Origin of the sequence: Nocardia sp. NPDC049220 (genome assembly GCF_040647855.1) — a bacterium.
In the GTDB taxonomy this organism is placed as follows: Bacteria; Actinomycetota; Actinomycetes; order Mycobacteriales; family Mycobacteriaceae; genus Nocardia.
On record NZ_JBEZDA010000003.1, the window covers coordinates 169,462 to 190,578 of the forward strand.

19 protein-coding genes and 1 pseudogene are annotated in these 21,117 nt (G+C 66.0%); 8 read left to right on the forward strand and 12 right to left on the reverse strand.

Annotated features, from left to right (window positions below):
- The first annotated feature begins 252 nt into the window (after positions 1–252).
- Both mdlC and AB0C34_RS12330 read left to right on the forward strand, forming a co-directional pair.
- The gene (mdlC, locus tag AB0C34_RS12325; protein ID WP_357070423.1) at positions 253–1,863 is read left to right on the forward strand and encodes a benzoylformate decarboxylase; all 1,611 of its coding nucleotides are present in this window, start codon (positions 253–255) and stop codon (positions 1,861–1,863) included.
- A 151-nt stretch (positions 1,864–2,014) separates the two neighbouring features.
- Entirely contained in the window at positions 2,015–2,416 is a 402-nt protein-coding gene (locus tag AB0C34_RS12330; RefSeq protein ID WP_357070425.1) for a tautomerase family protein, read from the forward strand.
- Positions 2,417–2,624: 208 nt separating this feature from the next.
- Here AB0C34_RS12330 and AB0C34_RS12335 read toward each other — a convergent pair whose 3' ends face one another.
- From AB0C34_RS12335 to AB0C34_RS12350, 4 genes are all read right to left on the reverse strand, one after another.
- Positions 2,625–3,719 carry a nitronate monooxygenase gene (locus AB0C34_RS12335; protein ID WP_357070427.1) on the reverse strand — a complete coding sequence of 365 codons (1,095 nt, stop codon included), beginning with the start codon at positions 3,717–3,719 and terminating at the stop codon, positions 2,625–2,627.
- The gene (locus AB0C34_RS12340) at positions 3,716–4,474 is read right to left on the reverse strand and encodes a CoA-transferase (RefSeq protein WP_357070429.1); all 759 of its coding nucleotides are present in this window, start codon (positions 4,472–4,474) and stop codon (positions 3,716–3,718) included. The genes AB0C34_RS12335 and AB0C34_RS12340 overlap by 4 nt, the downstream gene beginning before the upstream one ends.
- Positions 4,475–4,514: 40 nt before the next feature.
- Entirely contained in the window at positions 4,515–5,399 is an 885-nt protein-coding gene (locus AB0C34_RS12345) for a CoA-transferase (RefSeq protein WP_357070431.1), read from the reverse strand.
- An 89-nt stretch (positions 5,400–5,488) separates the two neighbouring features.
- A complete protein-coding gene (locus AB0C34_RS12350; protein WP_357070433.1) occupies positions 5,489–6,253 on the reverse strand; it encodes an enoyl-CoA hydratase family protein in 765 nt (254 codons plus the stop codon).
- Positions 6,254–6,319: 66 nt separating this feature from the next.
- On the opposite strand from AB0C34_RS12350, the gene AB0C34_RS12355 reads away from it, so the two are divergent.
- Positions 6,320–7,111 (forward strand): SDR family oxidoreductase, encoded by a 792-nt coding sequence (locus AB0C34_RS12355; RefSeq protein ID WP_357070435.1) that lies wholly within the window; start codon positions 6,320–6,322, stop codon positions 7,109–7,111.
- Between the two features lie 101 nt (positions 7,112–7,212).
- A complete protein-coding gene (locus AB0C34_RS12360) occupies positions 7,213–8,124 on the forward strand; it encodes an SDR family oxidoreductase (protein WP_357070437.1) in 912 nt (303 codons plus the stop codon).
- A 589-nt stretch (positions 8,125–8,713) separates the two neighbouring features.
- On the opposite strand, the gene AB0C34_RS12365 is transcribed toward AB0C34_RS12360, so the two are convergent.
- Positions 8,714–9,130 carry a helix-turn-helix domain-containing protein gene (locus AB0C34_RS12365; protein WP_011207048.1) on the reverse strand — a complete coding sequence of 139 codons (417 nt, stop codon included), beginning with the start codon at positions 9,128–9,130 and terminating at the stop codon, positions 8,714–8,716.
- 362 nt (positions 9,131–9,492) lie between these two features.
- Positions 9,493–10,656 carry a steroid 3-ketoacyl-CoA thiolase gene (locus AB0C34_RS12370; protein ID WP_357070439.1) on the reverse strand — a complete coding sequence of 388 codons (1,164 nt, stop codon included), beginning with the start codon at positions 10,654–10,656 and terminating at the stop codon, positions 9,493–9,495.
- 100 nt (positions 10,657–10,756) lie between these two features.
- On the opposite strand from AB0C34_RS12370, the gene AB0C34_RS12375 reads away from it, so the two are divergent.
- Positions 10,757–12,058 carry a cytochrome P450 gene (locus tag AB0C34_RS12375; protein ID WP_357070441.1) on the forward strand — a complete coding sequence of 434 codons (1,302 nt, stop codon included), beginning with the start codon at positions 10,757–10,759 and terminating at the stop codon, positions 12,056–12,058.
- A 66-nt stretch (positions 12,059–12,124) separates the two neighbouring features.
- Here AB0C34_RS12375 and AB0C34_RS12380 read toward each other — a convergent pair whose 3' ends face one another.
- Genes AB0C34_RS12380 through AB0C34_RS12400 form a run of 5 tightly spaced genes read right to left on the reverse strand, consistent with a single transcriptional unit; the run spans position 12,125 to position 16,579 of the window.
- On the reverse strand, positions 12,125–12,541 hold the full coding sequence (locus tag AB0C34_RS12380) for a nuclear transport factor 2 family protein (protein ID WP_357070444.1): 417 nt from the start codon (positions 12,539–12,541) through the stop codon (positions 12,125–12,127).
- The gene (locus AB0C34_RS12385; protein ID WP_357071310.1) at positions 12,538–13,437 is read right to left on the reverse strand and encodes a TIGR03619 family F420-dependent LLM class oxidoreductase; all 900 of its coding nucleotides are present in this window, start codon (positions 13,435–13,437) and stop codon (positions 12,538–12,540) included. Before AB0C34_RS12385 ends, AB0C34_RS12380 begins: the two co-directional genes overlap by 4 nt.
- 5 nt (positions 13,438–13,442) lie before the next feature.
- Entirely contained in the window at positions 13,443–14,609 is a 1,167-nt protein-coding gene (locus AB0C34_RS12390; protein ID WP_357070447.1) for a thiolase domain-containing protein, read from the reverse strand.
- Positions 14,606–15,643 (reverse strand): thiolase domain-containing protein, encoded by a 1,038-nt coding sequence (locus tag AB0C34_RS12395; RefSeq protein WP_357070450.1) that lies wholly within the window; start codon positions 15,641–15,643, stop codon positions 14,606–14,608. The genes AB0C34_RS12390 and AB0C34_RS12395 overlap by 4 nt, the downstream gene beginning before the upstream one ends.
- Positions 15,644–15,655: 12 nt before the next feature.
- Positions 15,656–16,579, reverse strand: coding sequence for an OB-fold domain-containing protein (locus AB0C34_RS12400; protein WP_357071313.1), 924 nt, complete (start codon positions 16,577–16,579; stop codon positions 15,656–15,658).
- Positions 16,580–16,832: 253 nt separating this feature from the next.
- On the opposite strand from AB0C34_RS12400, the gene AB0C34_RS12405 reads away from it, so the two are divergent.
- Both AB0C34_RS12405 and AB0C34_RS12410 read left to right on the forward strand, forming a co-directional pair.
- Complete coding sequence (locus AB0C34_RS12405) at positions 16,833–17,870, forward strand: LLM class F420-dependent oxidoreductase (RefSeq protein WP_357070453.1); 1,038 nt, start codon at positions 16,833–16,835, stop codon at positions 17,868–17,870.
- Between the two features lie 21 nt (positions 17,871–17,891).
- The gene (locus tag AB0C34_RS12410; protein WP_357070456.1) at positions 17,892–19,448 is read left to right on the forward strand and encodes an acyl-CoA synthetase; all 1,557 of its coding nucleotides are present in this window, start codon (positions 17,892–17,894) and stop codon (positions 19,446–19,448) included.
- Positions 19,449–19,520: 72 nt separating this feature from the next.
- On the opposite strand, the gene AB0C34_RS12415 is transcribed toward AB0C34_RS12410, so the two are convergent.
- The gene (locus AB0C34_RS12415) at positions 19,521–20,672 is read right to left on the reverse strand and encodes a phage tail tip lysozyme (RefSeq protein ID WP_357070460.1); all 1,152 of its coding nucleotides are present in this window, start codon (positions 20,670–20,672) and stop codon (positions 19,521–19,523) included.
- Positions 20,673–20,876: 204 nt separating this feature from the next.
- On the opposite strand from AB0C34_RS12415, the pseudogene AB0C34_RS12420 reads away from it, so the two are divergent.
- Positions 20,877–21,058 (forward strand): annotated as a pseudogene (locus AB0C34_RS12420) (IS5/IS1182 family transposase); the annotation flags it as partial.
- Positions 21,059–21,117: the final 59 nt, after the last annotated feature.

Sequence of the window (21,117 nt, forward strand, 5' to 3'; positions counted from 1 at the left end):
ATTGCCCGTGGACTTCTATAACGGTGAATCATCAGGAGATCGAAGGCCAGTTACGAATTGGTCGATGTGTTGACATCGCAATATGGCTGGGTAACATCGCTATTTGTACTGCTCTCGTATATGCCGCCGGCAAGTCGTTCCATATCTGTGGCACACGGTGCAAGAAAAGTTGTGTACGGACCAGACGACACATCGGGGGGCAGTGTGCGTGGTTTGTCGGTATCTGGCGGCCGAAGGAGCGGAGTACTTGTCATGAGCGCGAAATCGACTGTCCACAGTGTGACCTACGATTTGTTGAGGTCGCTCGGCCTCACCACCGTCTTCGGTAATCCGGGATCCACAGAGGAGACGTTCCTCCAGAACTTCCCGAAAGACTTCCGGTATGTGTTGGGTCTGCAAGAGGCATCTGTCATCGCTATGGCGGACGCCTTCGCCCAGACCACCCGCCGTCCGGCATTGGTGAATCTGCACTCCTCCGCTGGGCTCGGCAACAGCATTGGCAACCTGGTGGCGGCCTACCACGCGCACACGCCGCTGATCGTCACGGCCGGCCAGCAACATCGTGAGTTGCTGATCGGTGATCCATACCTGAGTAATCGGGACGCCGCGAACATGCCCAGGCCGTGGGTTAAGTGGTCCTACGAGCCGGCTCGTGCGCAAGACCTGCCCGAGGCGTTCATGCGTGCCTACGCGATGGCCGTGCAGCCGCCGGCCGGCCCGGTGTTCCTGTCCATCCCGCTCGACGACTGGAACCATCCGCTCGAGGGGCCCGCCGTCGTTCGCGACGTCAGCAGGATCTACGCGCCCGATCCCGAGCGGCTGCGGCACTTCGCCGAGCGCATCACCGCGAGTCGACGTCCTGCCCTGATTCTCGGGCCCGACGTGGACCGTGCCCGCGGATGGCAAGCCGGTGTCGAGCTGGCGCAGAAAATGCAAGCGGCGGTCTACAGCCCGCCGCTTGCCGACCGTGCCTCGTTCCCCGAGGATCACCCGCTGTTCCAGGGGCCGGTGGGGATGTCGGTCAAGGCGATCAGCGACCGGCTGGCCGGACACGATCTCGTTGTGGTCATCGGGGCCGAGGTCTTTCGCTACTACCCGTATGTGCCCGGTGACATCCTGCCCGCGGGGACCGAATTGCTGCAGATCACCGACGACCCGGCGGTCGCCGGTGCGGCCCGTGTCGGGGACAGCCTGCTCGGCGACTCCCGATTATCGATCGAACTGCTCACCGAGATGGTCGGCGACGGTAGTGGCCGTGCCAAGCCCGAACCCATGGCGCGACGGCACGAGCTGCCGGACACCGAGCGCAGCCCGCTGACGCCGGACGAGGTCTACGCGACGCTCAGCAGGGCCCGTCCGCACCATGCCGTCTTCATCAACGAGTCCACCTCGACCATGGCCCAGCATGCCGAGTGGCTGCCCGCCGTCGAGCCCGACTCGTTCTTCGCCACGGCCAGTGGTGGAATCGGCTGGGCGGCGCCCGCTGCCGTCGGCGTCGCCCTGGGTGACCGGGACCGTGGTGTCACGCGTCCGGTGATCGGGTTGATCGGGGACGGGTCGTTCCAGTACTCGGTCCAGGGTCTGTGGACGGCCGTGCAGCAGAACCTGGCGATCGTCTATGTCGTGATGCGCAACCACGAGTACTCGATCCTCAAATCCTTCGCCGAGTTGGAAGAGACGCCGGGCGTGCCTGGGCTGGATCTTCCGGGCTTGGACATTGCCTCGGTGGCACGAGGGTTGGGGTGCCATGCCGTCGACGTCACTTCGACGGGAGACCTCGAAAAGGAGTTCATCCTCGCGCTGGAATCCGGCACCACTACGGTGATCGTGGTGACCACACAACCGGAGAAGACCATGCTCTGACTGGGCGGTTGCCGTCTCGGCACCGGCAGAAGCCGTCGGTCGATGCCCGCGTTACGCCGAGCAGTGTTCGGTCCCCGCCGTTGCGCGTATCCGGCGCGTTCTGTTGCGGCCGCAGAATTCCGCATCACGACCCTCCACCTCAGGAGCAGATGTGCCCCTCTACACCTGCACCACCGCCCGGGGAACACTGAGCGCGGAAACCAAGGTAACGCTGGCCGATCAGATCACCGCGATTCACGCGGCCATAAACCATGTGCCGCCTTCCTACGTCAACGTGGTCTTTGTCGAACTGCCGCCCGACAGCGTCTTCGTCGGCGGGGAGCCGGGTGCACCCCTACTGATCACCGGCTGGGCGCGCCGCGGCCACCCGCAGGAAGAAACGACCCGTCTGGCACTCGAGCTGTCCGCGGCGGCGGCCCATATCGCTGGGGTGACCCAAGAGCGTGTCTTGGTCGTGATCCAGGACAGCCCGGCACGGTCCGCGGTCGAAGCCGGTCGGGTGCTGCCCGAGCCGGGCGCGGAGCAGAACTGGCTGGACGAGAGCGGACCATGAAATTCCGAACTTTCTCTCTGACCGGCGTCATGCTGCCTGTCGACGGCGGAGAACTGCGGATGCTCTGACCTGGGCGGCTGAGCAGGAGCCTTTTCGTCCGGGGTGAGTCCGTGCTGTCAGGGCGTACCGGATCCGTTCGACGGTGACCACCTGTCCGTATCCGACGGCGACCGGGCATAGTTCGCCATCGGCCCCAGTCCCACCTCGCTCATTCGGAGTTGCCCGCAGCGGAGTTCGCACGGTCGGCGAGCGCGCCGACCGCCTGGATCCGCGCGACCGCGTCGGTGACGATCCGGTCGATCAATTCCTGACAGGTGGGCAAATCCTCGATGATCCCGGTGACTTGGCCGGCCGCGAGCACCCCGGCCCGGGTGTTGCCTTCGACCAGGCCCGCACGCAACAGCATCGGCGTATTGGCGGCCATAACGGCCTGAGACCAGCTGAGGCCCGCGGTCTTTCGCATCGCGAGGCCATCGCGGACCAGGGTGGACCACTTCATGCCGGTCATTTTCTGGAATCGGGCGGCATTGGCCAGCGCTGCGGCTAGTCCACGCCATCGGCCCGAATGCTCCAGGCGCTGGACCAGTTCGGTGTTCAGCACGCGGTGTGGCATACCGTCGACTTTCAGCGACACCACGGTGTCGTGCAATTGCCTGCTCAAGTACTCCTGCTTTACCGCGTCGGGCACGGTGCTCTCCTGCGTGAGCAGGAAGCGGGTCCCCATCGCGACACCCGCCGCGCCATAGGCCAAGGCGGCGGCGAGACCGCGCCCGTCGAAGAATCCACCGGCAGCGACCACAGGGATGTCCACCGCGTCCAGCACCGAGGGCAGTAGCAGGGTGGTAGCCACCGGGCCGGTGTGTCCGCCGCCCTCGCCGCCCTGCACGATCACCGCGTCCGCGCCCCAGGACGCGACTTTGACCGCGTGTTTGGCCGCACCGACCGACGGGATCACCACCACGCCGGCATCTTTCAGCTTCGCGATCAGATCCTGCTTGGGTGCGAGCGCGAACGAGGCGACGGCTACCTTCGTTCGGATCAGCAGATCGATCCGTTCGGCGGCGTCGGTCGCGTCGGCGCGGAGGTTGACGCCGAAGGGTTTCGACGTGTGCGCTTTGGTTTTCGCGATCGCCGCCTCGAGTTCCGCGAAGGTCATGGTGGCGGAGGCGAGGATGCCGAGCCCGCCCGCCGCCGCGGTGGCCGCGACCAGGCTCGGGCCCGCGACCCAGCCCATCCCGGTCTGCACGATCGGGTGCTCGATGCCGACCAGGTCGGTCAGTGCGGTGCGTAGGTGCGCGGTCATGACGGGACCTCGATTTCGCGAATCTTGCCGGGATCGAGCACTTCTCGGATCAGCCGTAGTTCCTCGGCGGTCGGCAGCCGGGAATCGCTCGCGTCGGCGAGGCCGACGATCTCGAACGAGGTGTTCTCGGCAACCTCGTCGGCGGTGACCCCGGGGTGCAGGCTGCGGGCCCGCATGGTGTGGCCTGGACCCTCGAAATCGAAGACACCCAGGTTGGTCACTACGCGATGCAGGTGCAGGTATCGGAATGCGGGGTTGGTCCCGTCCACTTTGTCGTAACCGACGCCGGAGACGATATCGACCCGCTCGGTGAACACCCGCGTGGTGTGTCGCGAAACCCAATAGCTGGTGGCGTGATTGACGGTGTTGCCGGGCGCGCCGCGCACGCCGAACATCTGCCGGGTCGGCCGCTGCGGCGGGCCGAATGCCGAAATGTTCTGGTTGCCGAATCGGTCGATCTGGTTGGCGCCCATCACCACGTGCCTGCGGCCGGAGGCCACCACATCGAAGACTTTCCGGAACGGGATCCAGCCCTCGATCGGCGCTTTGCCGCCCAACGGGGGTGTCTCGGCGAGCAGCAGTGCCGCACCATCGGACAGCAGCAGATCCGGCTCGGTCGTGAGTTTGGCGAGGCGGGCGCCGAGGATGGACATCGGCGACATCGGGCTGGCCATGATTTCTCCCGCGCCGCGGAAGATCTCCGCGCAGGCGAGCGCGCAGACCTCGGCGCGAGTGATGGCTTCGGTGCTGGTCATCGTGACACCTCCAGTGTCATGCGGGACACTCGGTTTGCCCTCAGCACGCGCCGCCTCCCGTGAACTCACGCACGGCGTCCTGATACTGCTTCTCGGAGCCGGCCAAGTATCGATCGACGAATACCTGCCATGTCTCCGGAGACTTGGCGGCGTGGACGTAGTGTTGCTGAAACTTCTCATCCCGGCCGTAGCTGTCCTCGGCCAAGGTGAAGTGCGCGCCGTTCGGGGCCTCGACGACGCCGTCGACCATCATGCGATTGAGCAATAACGATTGCAGCGGAACAGTTTTCACCAGTTCCTCGGTCTCTACCACGCGTTCCACCGAGACATAGCGCCGCTGCGCCGCCAGGCAGAACAGGTCGTCGAAATAGGGGTCGACGCCGGTGTAGGCGGCGTTGCCGTGTGGGTCGCCGAGGTTCAGATGCACCAGCGCCGCATCGAGATCCAGTGCGGGCATGGCGATCAGCGTCTCCGGTACGCCGTCGGGACCGGGGTAGGGCGACTGGACCGTCCGCAGTTCGCCATCCCAGAAGTTCGGGACATCCGAGCCGAGACCGGCGCGGATCGGCAGAAATGGCAGCCGTGCGGACGCTGCCTTCAGCCCGCACTCGAGCATGCCCTCGTCCATCTCGCGGGCGATGAGCGTGCCGGCGGTGCGCGCCTTGGCGAACCACGGGTCATAGAACGGCGCCGAATCCAGCGATACGAAGCCGTAATACGCTGTGCGTACCTTGCCCGCGGAGCACAGCAGCCCGATATCCGGCCCGCCGTAGCTGACCACCGTGAGATCGGTGATATCCGAACGCAGGATGGCGCGCACGAGTGCCATCGGCTTGCGGCGCGAACCCCAACCGCCGATGCCGACGGTCATCCCACTGCGCAGTTCGCCGACGACCTCGTCGAGCGTCATCCGTTTGTCTCGCATGGCTTTCGCTCCCTTTCTGATTGGCGGCACTCCCCGGGCTCATCGCGGTGGCGTAGGCTGCCCGTCCGGCCCGTGGCTGGCGCCAGGTCTCACTGCCCGGCTTTGCGCGCCGCGAGATCGTCGTCGAACCGGGCGCGCATCTCATCGGCCACACCGGCGAGGTTGAGTTCGAAGGTGAAGCCCTGCTCGTATCGGTAGTCGCGGTGCACGTCCTGCGGGTCGATGCCGTTCAGCGCCAGCTTCGCCGCCCGGATCACGCTGCCGTCCTTGGCCGCGATGTTCTCGGCCAGTGCCATAGCCGCGGCGTCGAGTTCGGCGCGCGCCACCACCTGGTAGACCGATCCGTGGTGGTGCAACTGCTGTGCGGTGATGGAACTCGCGGTATAGAACAGCGCGCGCATCAGGTGCTGCGGCACCAGGCGGGACAGGTGCGTCGCCGCGCCGAGCGCGCCGCGGTCCACCTCGGGCAGGCCGAAGGTAGCGTCATCGGAGGCGATCACGATGTCCGCATTGCCGACCAGTCCGATACCGCCGCCCAGACAGAAGCCCTGTACCACCGCGATCACCGGTACCGGGCAGTCGTAGATCGCGCCGAACGCCTCGAAGCAACCATGGTTCGCGTCGATCAACGCCTGGTGGCCCGGCTTGCGCTGGATCTCTTTGATGTCGACGCCCGCGTTGAAGCCGCGGTTCTCGGCGCGCAGCACGACCACCCTGGTGCCGGGGTCGCGGCCGGCCGCCCGCACCTCGTCGGCGATCGCGAACCAGCCGTCGGTCGGGATGGCGTTGACCGGCGGGTAGTCGACGGTGATCACGGTGATGCCGGTCGATTCGGAGTGGCGGTTGATCCCCATCGCGAGTCCCCTCGTATGTTCCAAGGCGTCTTGGCGAAGCAAGCAGTTGCTTGGTAGGTTAGCACGGTGGCACTCGACATCGATCTGGCCGGACGCGTCGTTCTGGTGACCGGCGGCGTTCGCGGTGTGGGCGCCGGCGTGAGCAGGGCGTTTCTCGCCGCCGGCGCGACCGTCGTGGCCTGTGCGCGCCGGCCTGCCGAGGTCCCGGTCGACGTCGACGGGCGGGCGATCGAGTACCTGCCGTGCGATGTGCGCGACGCCGACGCGGTTCATCAGCTCATCGAGACCATCGTCGAGCGGCACGGCCGCGTCGACCATCTGGTGAACAACGCAGGTGGCGCCCCCTTCGCGCTCGCCGCCGAGGCCAGCAAGAACTTCCACGCGAAGATCGTCGAATTGAATCTGCTCGCCCCGCTGCTGGTGGCGCAGGCGGTCAACACGGTGATGCAGCAGCAGCCGGAGGGCGGCTCGATCGTGAACGTTTCCAGCGTCAGCGGGCATCGCCCGTCGCCGGGTACCGCCGCCTACGGCGCGGCGAAAGCGGGCATGGACAGTCTCACCGCCTCGCTGGCCGTCGAGTGGGCGCCGAAGGTTCGGGTGAACTCGGTGGTGGTCGGTCCGGTCGATACCGAGTTGAGTCGGCTGCACTACGGCGACCAGGACGGGGTCGACGCGGTGGGCCGCACCATCCCGCTCGGCCGCATGGCCCGCCCGGACGACATCGGCCGGTGTGCTGCCTTCCTCGCCTCCCCGCTGGCCGCCTACGTCAGTGGCGCGACGCTGCTGGTACACGGCGGTGGCGAACGGCCCGCCTTCCTCGCCGCCTCCACCGCGGCCGTCGGTCGACAGCAGCCCTGAACAACCCGGACCCCAAAGGACACAGGTATGAGCGTTCAGGCCCGGACGTCAGAGCGCAGCGTGACTATGGCGGGCCCCGCTGATGCCGGAAAGGACACAGCATGGACACCGAGCGGATCTGTGCCGGACGCACCGTCATCGTCACCGGCGCGGGCCGGGGCATCGGCCGGGCACACGCCCTCGCCTTCGCCGCCGCGGGCGCCCGCGTCGTGGTCAACGACCTCGGCTCGGCGCTGGACGGTGCGGCCACCGCGGAGACGCCCGCCGACCACGTCGTCGCGGAGATCGAGGCGCTCGGTGGCGAAGCCGTGGCCAACGGCGACGATGTCGCGGACTGGGCGGGTGCGCACAGACTGATCCGCCAAGCCGTCGGTACTTTCGGCGGTCTGCACGTCCTGGTCAACAACGCGGGTTTCGTCCGCGATCGGATGTTGGTCAACTTGGGTGAGGACGAGTGGGACGCGGTGATCCGGGTGCATCTCAAGGGCCACTTCGCCACCATGCGGCATGCGATCGAGTACTGGCGCGGGGAGTCCAAGGCCGGACGCCCGGTCGACGGCCGCATCATCAACACCAGTTCCGGCGCCGGACTGCAAGGTAGCGTCGGACAGGGCAATTACGGCGCGGCGAAAGCGGGGATCGCTGGTCTGACACTCACCGCCGCCGCGGAGTTCGCTCGTTACGGGGTCACGGTGAACGCGATCGCCCCGGCCGCTCGGACCAGGATGACGGAGACGGTGTTCGCGGCGGCGATGACGAAGCCCACCGACGGCTTCGACGCGATGGCGCCGGATAACGTATCCCCGCTGGTCGTTTGGCTGGGCAGCGCACAGTCCGCGGACGTGACGGGACGGATGTTCGAAGTCGAGGGCGGCAAGGTGGCACTGGCCGAGGGGTGGCGGCACGGGGTCGCGATCGACCGTGGCGCGCGGTGGAATCCGGTCGAACTCGGACCCGTGGTGGCCGACCTGATCAGGAAGGCGACCCCGCCGGAGCCGGTGTACGGAGCCTGATCCGGGGTGCGTTCGCCGCGCGTTCACGAATCGGCGCGGCTGGTGTCCAGGTCTCCCGGGGCCGTCCACGGTAGGAAATGAGCTGCCGCAAGGCGCTCAGCGGCTCGATTTTCTATCACCGGGTCCCCTCGCGGAGTCGACGCGATGTGCGTGGTCTACTTCGATCCGACCATGGTTGGCGCGGTGGTGTCCGCGGTCCGGGACGAGCGACGACGCGACGTCGAAAACATGAGTACGAGAGCAGGTGTCGACGTCTGCGGGCAGTGCTGGTTTTCCCGCCCGGAATCGACTGCATGGAATTGATCAATCCGACCGCAGCCTGATCGGAATGGTGCAATACTGATCGGCCGGTCTGATATTCGAGCCGACCGGTCCGACAACGAATCCGCTCCGGCGCGTGAAGTCGGACTCCGCGTCGCCCGAAAGCTGTTACATCGGTATGCGATCCATGCCGAATGGCTGAGCAGCATGCGAAGGGCCCGCATTATTCGGTCACGACGCGGCGGTGGTCGTGTCCTGCACCGCCTTACGGGCATATAACGCAGCACAGTGCGGCCCGCCGGGCCGCACTGTGCTGCCGTGCAAGAACCTATTCGGTGCCGTCCGGAGGAATTTCGGGCAAGCCTTCGCTGGCCCGCAACTTCTCCGCCATAGATGTGAGTAGATTCTGAGATTCTTCGGACAAGTCGAACGCTCTACTCGACAGCCGCCGCAGTCCGTAGCCCTGCAGCTGGGACAGCAGCTCGAGATCGTGATCGATCTTCGCGGCGTAGATGTCGTTGAAGAAGTAGTCCGGTTTGACCTTGAAGAACTTCGCCAGGGCGGCCACCGTCTCATCGGACGGGTTCGTCCGCTGTCCCGATCGCAACTGCGAGAGGTACGGTTTCGAGATCGGATGCCCGGAGGCTGTCAGCGCAGCCGCAACCTCCGCGTTGGTGTGCGGCTTACGCCCCGGGGGATGCACGGTTTCGAACAGCTTGTTCAGCCGCGCCGCGAAATCAGCCATTGTGAGCCGCCCAATTCCCTTCGCTGTACTAACACTTGTTATCTCGGATACGTATCATTGATATTAGCGGCTCAGTAACTGAAAACCTACGCCTGATTCAGGATTTCCTTGAAGCTTCTAGGCTCCAGGGCGGCGAAGACACTGGGATGGTGGCGTTTGCGGGTCGCCCCAAGGGCTCTCGAGAAGGCGCGGTGCAGGCCGGTTCTGGCCCGTCGTCGAGGTCTTGCCAGAACCCCCTATGGTAGCCCTAAGATAGCTGACATCTCATCGAGTTCGCGAAATCTGGACGTGTGTGGCGTACGACACGTTTTCGACTCTGGGGGATGAACGTTCAACAAAACGGCTCGAAATGGTTGAAGATCCTACAACCGTTCGATGATCGTTCCTGTCGCGAGTGCGCCACCGGCACACATGAGAACCATCGCGGTGCCGCGCCCGGTGCGCTCCAGTTCGTGCAAAGCCGTTGTGATGAGCCGAGATCCGGTGGAACCGACGGGATGTCCGAGCGCGATGGCGCCGCCGTTGACATTCACGCGATCCATGTCGGGCCGATGTGCCGACGCCCAGGACAGCGCGATCGATGCGAAAGCCTCATTGATCTCGAACAGCTCGATGTCGCCGATGGTCATACCGGACCGCTCGAGCAGTCGGGTGCACGCCTGCACCGGGCCGTCGAGGTGGAACTGCGGCTCCGAGCCCACCAGTGCTTGGCTGACGATCCGGGCCCGCGGCCGCAATCCGGCTCGCAGTGCGGCCTTTTCGTCCATCAGGAGGACCGCGGCCGCGCCGTCGGAGATCTGCGAGGAGGAGCCCGCGGTATGCACGCCACCTTCCAGGACCGGCTTCAGCGCGGACAGGCCCTCGACGGTGGTTTCGCGCAGGCCCTGGTCCCGTGTCACGTCCAGCTTCTCGCCCGTGAACTCGCCCCGCTTATCGACCACGGGTGCGGTGACGGCGAGTACCTCGCGGTCGAACCGACCCTCGGCCCACGCCTGAGCGGCGAGGCGCTGTGATCGGGCGCCGAACTCATCCACGTCGGCGCGGGTGATGCCGCGCCGCTTGGCAATTCGCTCGGCGGCCTCGAACTGGTCGGGTAGGTCGATGCTCCACGAGGCGGGTCTGCGCGGACCGGTGTGCTCGCCGACGTTGGCGCCCAGGGGAACTCGACTCATGGCCTCCACGCCGCAGGCTATGCCGATCTCGATCGCGTCGGTCGCGATGAGTCCGGCGATCAGGTGGTTGGCCTGCTGGGCCGAGCCGCACTGGGCGTCGATGGTGGTGGCGCCGACCTGCCACGGCAATCCGGCGTGCAGCCAGGCGACCCGGGTCACGTTGTTGGACTGCTCGCCCGCCTGGGTGACGCAGCCGCCGATGACCTGCTCGACCTGGTGGGGGTCAAGGTGGGCGCGCTCGAGTAGTCCGCGCTGTGCGAGGCCGAGCAGTTCGGCCGCGTGCAGGCCCGACAGCCAGCCGCCGCGCTTGCCGATGGGGGTGCGAGCGGCTTCGACGATCACGGGTGTGCCCATGTCCAACCTTTCCTGTGGAGCAGAAAACTGAAACGCGTTCATGATTCTTTCGCAGGCGGATCCATCAGGTTTCTTTCTTCGTTCTCGCGCCTGTGCTTCAATGATTATAGAACGTGTTTCAGTTTGTCGAAGGAGACATCTGGTGGTAGACACTCGGAGCGCTCGGCCGGATCTGCCGGCCGGGTTCGACGTGACGGACCCGGCCATCTACGCCGAGCGTGTTCCGATCGAAGAGTTCGCCGAACTACGCCGGACCGCCCCCATCTGGTGGAATCCGCAGTCGCCCGACGTCAGCGGATTTCATGACGACGGCTTCTGGGTGGTCAGCAAGCATGCCGATGTCAAGGAGGTGTCGCGGCGCAGCGACGTGTTCTCCAGTTCCGAGAACACCGCCATTCCGCGCTTCAACGACGACATCGCCCGCGAGAAGATCGAGTTGCAGCGGATTGTCATGCTCAACATGGACGCCCCTGAGCACACCAAACTGCGCAAGATCATCTCGCGCGGCTTCACACCGCGCGCGATCAACGGTCTGCGGGCCGAGTTGTCAGCCCGCGCCGAGTCGATCGTGCGGGCTGCGGCCGAATCGGGTTCCGGGGATTTCGTCGCCCAGATCGCCTGCGAGCTGCCGCTGCAGGCGATCGCCGAGCTGATCGGTGTGCCGCAGGAAGACCGGATGAAGGTCTTCACCTGGTCCAATGAGATGACCGGCTACGACGACCCGGACAGCGATGTCGACCCGATGGCGGCCACCGCCGAGATCTTGGGATATGCGTACCAGATGGCGGCCTCTCGTAAACAGTGCCCAGCCGACGACATCGTCACCACGTTGATCGAGGCGGACATCGATGGCGACAAACTCTCCGAGGAGGAGTTCGGCTTCTTCGTGATCATGCTGGCGGTCGCGGGCAACGAGACGACTCGCAACGCCATTTCGCACGGGATGATCGCGTTCCTGGACCACCCCGACCAGTGGGAGCTGTTCAAGAAGGAACGTCCGGCCACGGCCGCCGACGAGATCATCCGGTGGGCGACCCCGGTCACCTCCTTCCAGCGGACCGCGCTGGAAGACACCGAACTCGGCGGCGTGCAGATCAAGAAGGGCCAGCGGGTAGTCATGCTGTACCGCTCGGCCAATTTCGACGAGGACGTTTTCGCCCACCCGGAGACGTTCGACATCACCCGCGCGGACAACCCGCACCTGTCCTTCGGCGGCACCGGTGCGCACTTCTGTATCGGAGCGAACCTGGCCCGGCTGGAGATCGACTTGATCTTCAATGCGATCGCCGACCACTTGCCCGACATCACCAGGCTCGGCGACGCCCGGCGCCTTCGATCAGGCTGGCTCAATGGAATCAAGGAGTTCCCGGTCGACTACAAGACCTGTCCAGTCGCGCACTGACCCGAGCAGAAGGCCCTCGCACCCGGAGCGGTGCGAGGGCCTTTGCCATGGCGGGCGGGCGAGACCTCAGCTGACCGGTCGTGCCGTTGCCATGGCCCGTTCGACCTCCCAGAACGCGCGCAAGGCGGTGATCTTGCCGTCGTCGTCCACCCGGTAGGTGAACACACCGTCGGCGTCGATCCGATGGCCGCCGATCGTGCTGCGGATGGTGCCGGTGAAGGCGACCTCGTTTCCGCAGGCGAACGAGTCACCGAAGCGGAACTCGATCAGATCGGTCTTGGCGATCGCCTTGTCCCAGAACGTGGCAATGGCCTCGGTGCCGCGATGGCCCGTGCCTGCCGGGTCGAGGCCCGAAGAGCCGATCGGGTCTTCCACGACGCCGTCCGCGGCGAACAGCGCGAGCCACGCCTGCTTGTCGCGCGCCCGCACGGCGGCCTGGGAGGCCAAGCCCGCGGCCCTGGCCGGATGTTCGGTGCTGGTCATTCTCGCCTTCCTCGACCGACGGGCACGATGGGCGCCGTGATGTTCTGCTCCGCGAACTTGCGCAGCGAGTCCTGTTTGGCGGCGAGCTCGCCATCGAAGCCGATACCGTCGGCCAGCCAGGGCACCACGATCGCGTCGGTCACGCCCGCGTCGGCGAGTTCCTGGTACCCGGAGCGCCCGAAGCGGTCGATGCACACCGCCTGGATCTCGAACGGCTGCTCGGCCCTGCCGTACTCGGCACGCAACGCGTCGAGCTTGCCGATGGTGGCGCGCAGTTCGTCATAGGTCATCATGGCCGAGGTCCAACCGTCACCCACCCGGGCGGCGCGGCGCAGCGCGGGCGCGGTGTGCCCGCCGATGTAGAACGGCACCGGTTCGCTCGGCGCCGGGCTGATCTGCAGCGGATCGAAGTCGAAGAACTCGCCGTGGTACTCGACCATCCCGCCGGCCAGCACCAGTTCGAGGACCTCGATCATCTCGTCGACTCGAGCGCCCCGCCGCGCGAACGGCACGCCGCACCACTCGAATTCCTCAGGCGCCCAGCCGATTCCGATTCCGAATCCGAAGCGATTGCCGGACAGGTTCGCCACCGAACCGACCTGTCTGGCCAGCAGCAGCGGATTGCGCGAACCCAGCTTCAGCACGTTGGTGTAGAAGCGGATGCGGGTGGTCACGGCGGCCATCGCGGCCGCACCGATGAGCGGATCCACCCATGGCGTGTCCGGTCCCCAAAACCTGCTGCCGTCGGCGGTGTAGGGGTACTTCGCCGTCGCCGACTTCATGTAGAACAGCGAGTCCGGCAATGCGATCGACGAGAATCCACATTCCTCGGCGGTTTTCGCCAGCTCAGGCAGTTGGTTCAGTGGACTCAGTGCGATGCCCAGGCTGAACTTCAGCGCGTTCACGGTCGCTCCGATCCGACGACCCACATCGAAAAGTATTGTGATCCACCGCCGTACGCGTGTCCCAGCGCTCTGCGGGCATCTGGTACCTGGTAGTCGCCGGCCCGGCCCATGACCTGCTTGGCCGCCTCGGCGAAGCGGATGAGTCCGGACGCCCCGATCGGATTGGATGAGAGCACGCCGCCGGATGGGTTGATCGGCAGGGTGCCGCCGATCTCGGTTTCGCCCTTGTCTGTGAGCTTCCAGCCGTCACCCTGCGCGACGAAGCCGAGGTTCTCCAGCCACATCGGCTCGAACCAGGAGAACGGCACATAGATCTCGGCCACGTCGATTTCACTGAGCGGGTCGGTGATGCCCGCCGCCTGCCAGAGCGCCGCGGCGGCATCTCGGCCCGCCTGCGGATTGACCTGATCGCGTCCGGCGAAGGTGGTCGGTTCGGTGCGCATCGCGGTGCCGTGCACCCACGCGACTTTCTTGCCGGTGGCCTCGACGGCGCCGGCCGCGTCCGCGTCGCCGATCACGATCGCACACGCTCCATCCGAGGAGGGGCAGGTCTCGTCGAAGCGGATCGGATCCCACAGCATCTGCGAGGCGAGCACCGATTCCACCGTGATGTCGGGCTGCTTCAGGTGGGCGAGCGGGTTCTTGGCGCCATTGCGGCGATCCTTGACCGCGACCATCGCGCCGATATGGCTCGGCGCGTGCGAGCGCCGGATGTAGGAGCGCACGTGCGGGGCGAAGTAGCCGCCCGCGCCCGCGCCGACCGGCATGGTGAACGGCACCGGAATGGACAACGCCCACATGGCGTTCGACTCCGACTGCTTCTCCCATGCGATCGCGAGAACCCGTTTGTGTACGCCGGCTTGCACCAGGTTGGCCGCGACGATGCCGGTGGAGCCGCCGACCGAACCGGCGGTATGCACCCGCAGCAGCGGTTTTCCGGTGGCGCCCAACGCATCCGCGAGAGCCAACTCGGGCATCATGACACCCTCGAACAGGTCCGGCGCTTTGCCGACGACAACAGCATCGATGTCGGCGATGGCAAGCCCCGCATCGGCCAGCGCTCGATCGATGGCCTCCCGGCACATGCCGGCCATGGACACGTCGGTGCGTTTTGTCACGTGATGGGTTTGTCCGGTGCCGAGCACCGCGGCCGGGTAACTCATCGGATCTCCGATCCCAGGACAGCGACAAGGTTCTGCTGTAGTGCGGGTCCGCTGGTGGCATGGGCGAGCGCGCGATCCGCCGAGCCCGTGATGATCGCCTCGGCGGCGAAGCCGATGCGCTCCAGGCCGGCGGCGAACATGGGGTTCGCCGCGAGCGCGCCGCCGGACGGATTCACCGCGGTGCCATCGCGCAGACCGATCGCCTCGGCGAGGATCAGCTGCTGATGGCTGAACGGCGCGTGTAGTTCCGCGAGGTCGAAGCCGCCGATGTCGTCGCCGGTGGCCGCTCGAGCCGCGGCCGAAGTCGAGGGGGAGACGGTGAGGTCGCGCGCGCCGAGCATCGGGGTGTCCACCCGGTGCGCTATTCCGGTGATCCAGGCCGGTCGCTCACACAGTTCGCGAGCGCGATCGCCGACGGCGAGCACAATGGCGGCCGCGCCGTCGGTGATCGGCGCGACATCATGCGCGCGCAGCGGATTCGCGACATACGGCGCCGCCAGGAGACCGTCCACGTCATCGGAATCACCTGCGGCCACGGCGGCCATGTCACGCTCGGTCCAGCGACCGGCGTCGAGTCCCGCGCGGGCCTGTAGCCCGGCGATGGACAGCGCGTCCGGCCACAGCGGCGCGACCAGATACGGATCCAGCTGCAGGGTGAGGATCTGGTGCAGGGTCCCCGCCGAGGACTTGCCGAAGCCGTACACCAGTGCGGTATCCGCCTGTCCGGAACGAAGTTTCACCCATGCCTCGTACAGCGCCCACGCGGCGTCCATCTCCACATGCGATTCGTTGATCGGTGGTACCGCGCCGATGGCGTCGACCGCCGAGATGAAGGAGAATGCCCGTCCGGCGAGGTAGTCGGAGGAGCCGGAGCACCAGAAGTCGATATCGGACTTGGCGATGCCGAGTCGGTCGTAGAGCTGCTGGAAGCAGGGCGCCAGCATCTCGACACCGTTGGTGGTGCCGAAGGTCTCCGAGACATGCGGTGCGTGGGCGAAACCCACGACCGCGATGTCGGTGGCGTTGTCAGTCAACGTGCGCCTCTCTCAGAGGTGGTGCTGGTAGGTCTCGTAGTCGGCATCCGGCTCTCCGGTGGGGCGGAAGTGGTCCACGTTCTCCAGTCCGTAGCCCCACTCCTCGCGCGGCCGCCACACCGCTTCCACCCGCATGCCCATTCGGACTTCGCTCGCCTCGCACCCGAGCACCAAGTGCAGGAACGGGATGTCCGCGCCGTCGAGCAGGATGTAGGCCGCCACGTAGGGCGGCTTGATCCGCTGGCCCAAGAACGGCACGTTCACAATGCAGAATGTGGTCACGACGCCGCGGTCGGGCAGTTCGATGAAGTCGTCGGTCGGCCTGCCATCGGTCGGGTTCGCTCCGCGCGGCGGGAAGTACACCTTTCCCGCGGCGTCGGTACGCGCGCCGATCAGCTTGCCTTCGGCGAGCCCGCGCAAGTAGACCGACTCCTGCGGCGAGGCGGTGTGCTTGTAGGACAGGTCGACCGGGGTGGTGATCATCGTGATCGGCGCGGCTCCGTTGCCGAGTTCGGCGGCGGCGCCGGACTTCTCGCCCGGCTCGAAGCAGACGATGTCGTGAATGCTGCCCTGAGTGTCGACGGCCCACCGGGCAGTCACGCGCAATCCGGTCTGGATGTCATCGGAAGTGGCCACGTCGACCGCGTGCAGCAACGCGGTGTCCGCGCCGTCGAGCCGGATCAGCGCCCAGGCGAACGGGCGCTCGAACGGCTGACCGGGCAGCGGCTGGTGTACCCAGGTCCACGATTGGACGGTGCCGGTGTCGGCGACCTCGACGAATTCGGTCAGCGGTTCGGCGGTCATCGGGTCGTACTCCGGTGGCGGCACGATCACGCGCCCGTCGGCGCCGCGCACGCCGACGATCCTGCGGTCGCGCAGCGCGGTCAGGAAAGTTCCGATGGTGGTTCCGACGGACCGGGTGTAATCGAAACGCATCCGCAGCGGCGCGCTGAGTACCTCGGAGGCTGGATTCGATCGGCGGTGCTCCCGGGTCCCTTCGTGGTCGCCGGCTACCGCCTTCTTCGGGCTAGTCGTTCGCGCCGCGGTGTTCGATCCCGCGCCACTGCCACCGGCGATCGCCATGGATGCAGTATTCCGCTGAGTCACGTTATCGAGTAGAACAGGTTCTTATTCTGGTGGCAACCCGCAGTGCCGCCGAGGATCATGATTGATCGGAAAGGGGTCCGATATGAAGTTCGGATTGCAACTCGGGTACTGGATGGCACAGCCGCCCGCGCACGCCGGTGAGTTGGTGGCGGCGGCGGAAGAAGCCGGATTCGACGCCGTGTTCGCCGCCGAATCGTGGGGGTCGGATGCCTTCGGGCCGCTGACCTGGTGGGGCTCGTCCACGCGACGGGTGCGCCTGGGCACCTCGGTGGTGCAGATGTCAGCGCGCACGCCCACCGCCACCGCCATGCACGCGCTCACGCTCGACCATCTCAGTAGTGGCCGCGCGATCCTCGGCCTCGGTGTCTCCGGGCCGCAGGTGGTCGAGGGTTGGTACGGCCAGCCGTTCGCCAAGCCGCTGCAGCGAACCAGGGAGTACGTCGGGATCGTTCGGCAGGTTTTCGCGCGAGAGGCGCCGGTCACCAGCGATGGCGCGTACTACCCGTTGCCCTACACCGGGCCGGGTTCGGTCGGACTCGGCAAGCCGCTCAAGCCGATCGTGCATCCCCTACGTGCGGATTTGCCGATCTGGCTGGGCGCGGAGGGGCCGAAGAACATCGCGCTCACCGCGGAGATCGCCGACGGCTGGCTGGCCATCTACTATGCGCCGAGGCTGGCCGGGATGTACAACGACTGGCTCGATGAGGGGTTCGCGCGCGCGGGCGCGCGGCGCGGCAGGGACGACTTCGAGATCGCCGCGACCTGCCAGGTGGTGATCACCGACGACCCGGCGAGTGAGCTGGACCGAATGCGCTGGATCATGGCGCTCTACATCGGTGGCATGGGCGCGCCGGAGTTGAACTTCCACGCTCAGGTATACCGGCGCATGGGATACGAGCGGGAAGTCGACGAGATCGGCCGGCTGTTTCGGTCGGGCAAGAAGGCCGAGGCCGCCGCTTTGGTGCCGGACGAGCTGATTGAGGACACCGCGATCATCGGCGACGAAGAGCATGTCCGCAAGCAGCTCGGGGTATGGGCGGCCGCAGGCGTCACCATGTTGCTCGTGTCCGTGCCCGATCTCGCGCAACTGAGGTTGCTCGCACCCCTTGTCGAACAGTAGAACGCGTTCTAGATTCAATGGGTGACGACGCCTGAGCCAGTGAAAATTCTCGGTCTGTGGAATATCGCCGAAGCCGAACCCCATCGGATCGCGATGGTCGATCCATCTGGCCGGGACGTGACATATCGCGAATTGGCCACGCTCGCCGATCGTTACGCCACCGGCCTGCGTGCGCTGGGCCTGACAACGGGTGACGTACTGGTCAGCATGGTGCACAACTGCGTGGAGGCGATCGCCGCCTACTTCGCGGCCTATCAGGCAGGGTTGTACATCGTCGCGGTGAACTGGCACCTCACCGGGCCGGAGGTGGCCTACATCCTGTCCGACAGTGCGGCGAAGGCTTTCATCGCCAGCGACCGCTTCGCCGCGGCCGCCCGAGCCGCCGCCGAGGAGGCGGTACTGCCCGCGTCGGCGCGCTTCGCGGTGGGCGAGATCGACGGCTTCAAGTCGGTGGGCTGGCTCGGCGCCGCGGACACCGGACGTCCGTCCGACCGCAGCACCGGTGCGCCGATGCTCTACACGTCGGGGACCACGGGGCGTCCCAAGGGCGTTCGACGCCCACTGACCAACGCCGACCCGGATGTCGTCCCGCCGCACACCACCGCGTTCTTCAGTCTGTTCGAACTGGCGCCCTACGACGACCATGTGCACATCTGCGGCTCGCCCCTTTATCACACCGCGGTGCTGAACTTCGCCACCATCTCGATTCAGCTGGGTCACAAGCTCGTTCTGATGGATCGCTGGGACGCCGAGGACATGCTGCGATTGATCGACAAGTACCGGGTGACGCACAGCCATATGGTGCCGACCCAGTTCCACCGGCTGCTCGCGCTGCGGGAGGAGGTGCGCGCCAAGTACGACGTGTCCTCGCTGCGCAGCATGGTGCACGGCGCCGCGCCGTGTCCGCAGGAGACCAAGCGGAAGATGTTGGCATGGTGGGGCCCGACGGTCACCGAGTACTACGCGGCTACCGAAGGTGGCGGCACGGTGATCAACGGCGCCGATTGGCTGCGCAAGCCGGGCTCGGTCGGCAAGGCCTGGCCGTGGTCGGTGATCAAGGTGCTCAGCGAGAAGGACGGCTCCGAGGTCCCGGTCGGCGAACCGGGGCTGGTCTATATGCGGATGGGCGCTTCGAATTTCGAGTACCACCGGGACCGGGCCAAGACCGAGGAGGCGCGCGTCGGTGACCTGTTCACCGTCGGCGACATCGGGCACCTCGATGAGGACGGCTATCTCTATCTGCACGACCGGCGGTCGGATCTGATCCTGTCCGGTGGGGTGAACATCTACCCGGCCGAGGTGGAGAACGTGTTGATCACCCATCCGAAAGTCGCTGATGTCGCGGTATTCGGTATCCCACACCCGGATTGGGGTCAAGAGGTCAAGGCTGTCGTGCAGCCGGCGGCCGGTGTGGCGGGTAACGACGAACTCACCGCGGACCTGCTTGCCTTCGCCGCGACGCGGCTGGCCAAGTACAAGATGCCGAAGTCGATCGACTACCTACCTGAACTGCCGCGTGACCCGAACGGCAAGCTGTACAAGCGCACACTGCGCGATCGCTATATCCCCGCACCTTAGTTCTATTCGTCAGCTATGTCCGCCGATCGGGGTGCCGGACTCCGGCGTGGTAGCTCGGTGCGACCCGCGGCTTCAGACGGCGAGACTCGAATCGGACTGGTTGTACTCCGACAGGAGCCCCGCCGCGTACTCGCGCCGATCGTTGATGGTGGATCCGGAGCTCTTTTCGTAGTAGCGGTCGAAGGCCTCCGCGACCGCGCGGGGGTCGTTGCGGTTCGCGTTGACGGCGGTGTTGGCCCGCTGATAGTCGCCACCGCGCAATTCCTGAACCATGTAGTCGAGATGGGTGCGCCAGTCGCCGATATTCTCGCCCTCCTTGCTCGCGAAATCGTGCAGCCCGGACAGTCGACCGAAACGCCACTGGAACAGGCCTTTGGCCGTTCCGTTGTCGCCCGTGGCCGAAAGGTCGAAGCCCGATTCGAACTTCGCGTTGGCTACGATTCCCGCGGCTTGTGCCGGGGTGAAGTGGTATGTGTCGATGAGGTATTTCATCATCGACAGCGCGTCGGGCTTGTCCCCGGTGGGGATGATCGCCGTGCCCATCGAACCCGACCGGCCGGTCCACGGGGTGGTTCCGCTGTACCCCGACCCGGTGGTCCCCGACCCGGTGGACGTCGAGGTGGACGTCGAGATGGGCGTCGTACCACCGGTGGGGGTATAGGCCGGCTGGTCGCCGTCGATTTTGAGCGCCGTGGCCGCCGCCTGGTCCGAGACGCCGTTGACCTCTTTGTATGTTGTGTCCACCGTGCTCCAGACGCCCTTGAACAGGCCGTCGATGATCTCTTTCGGCAGTTCCTGGTGGGTTGTGCCGTCTTTGTCCGTGACGGTCCGCACGGCCTTGAAGGAGGCATCGATCTTCGTGTTGAGTTCGCCCACCGAGGTATCGATGGCACCGTAGGCATTCGTCACGGCGTCCCCGATTCCTGCGGTTTTCATTATGATGCCGTCGTCCTGCCGCTGGATACCCGACGTAGCCTTCTGCATCTCGTCCTGGTGATCCTTGTATTTGTCGATCATCACCGCCTGATCCTCGGGATTGGCGATTCCCTGGCCACGCAGCATCTCGCGCAGATCAAGAGCCTTGGACGGTGTGCCTGACCCGAGCAGCTGGATCTGTTCTTGAATGATGCCCTCGGATGCCTTGAACAGATCTTTCAAGCCCGCTGGCGCGCAGCCAGGAAGCTCGTGCAAATCGCCCAGTCGCTTGCTGTCATCGCCAGTCATCAGCGCCTCGCTCTCATCCAGGCAGGCAACGTCGACACAAGTCGATCATCGGATGTTCCCGGATCTGGGAATGTCCACGGGTCGACGATGCCCCGTCATGGCGCTCCAGCATCGCTACGACGGGTGTCTCAACTGGTTGCGATCCGTGCGGGGCCTGTGTCGGAATGAGTTGTGCCGCAAGATGTTCGACTTTTGGGTAATGAGTTGTCGAAACGTCTTGCGCCGGAGAAGTGGTGGGTTCTCGCCGAGCCGCAGCTTGCCGGAGTTCGCCGTGCACCCGCAGGGTGGTGGCACCGCCCCGGTCGAGGAGTGCGTGGCGTTCACTGCGGTGGTCTTCGTGCTGACCGTGTTGCGCGTGGCGGATGTTGCCGCCGTCGTTCGGTGTTCGACGCTGCTGACGCGCGTCGCCCGTCCAGTGTGTGAAATGGGGCGGCCGACAGTGGCC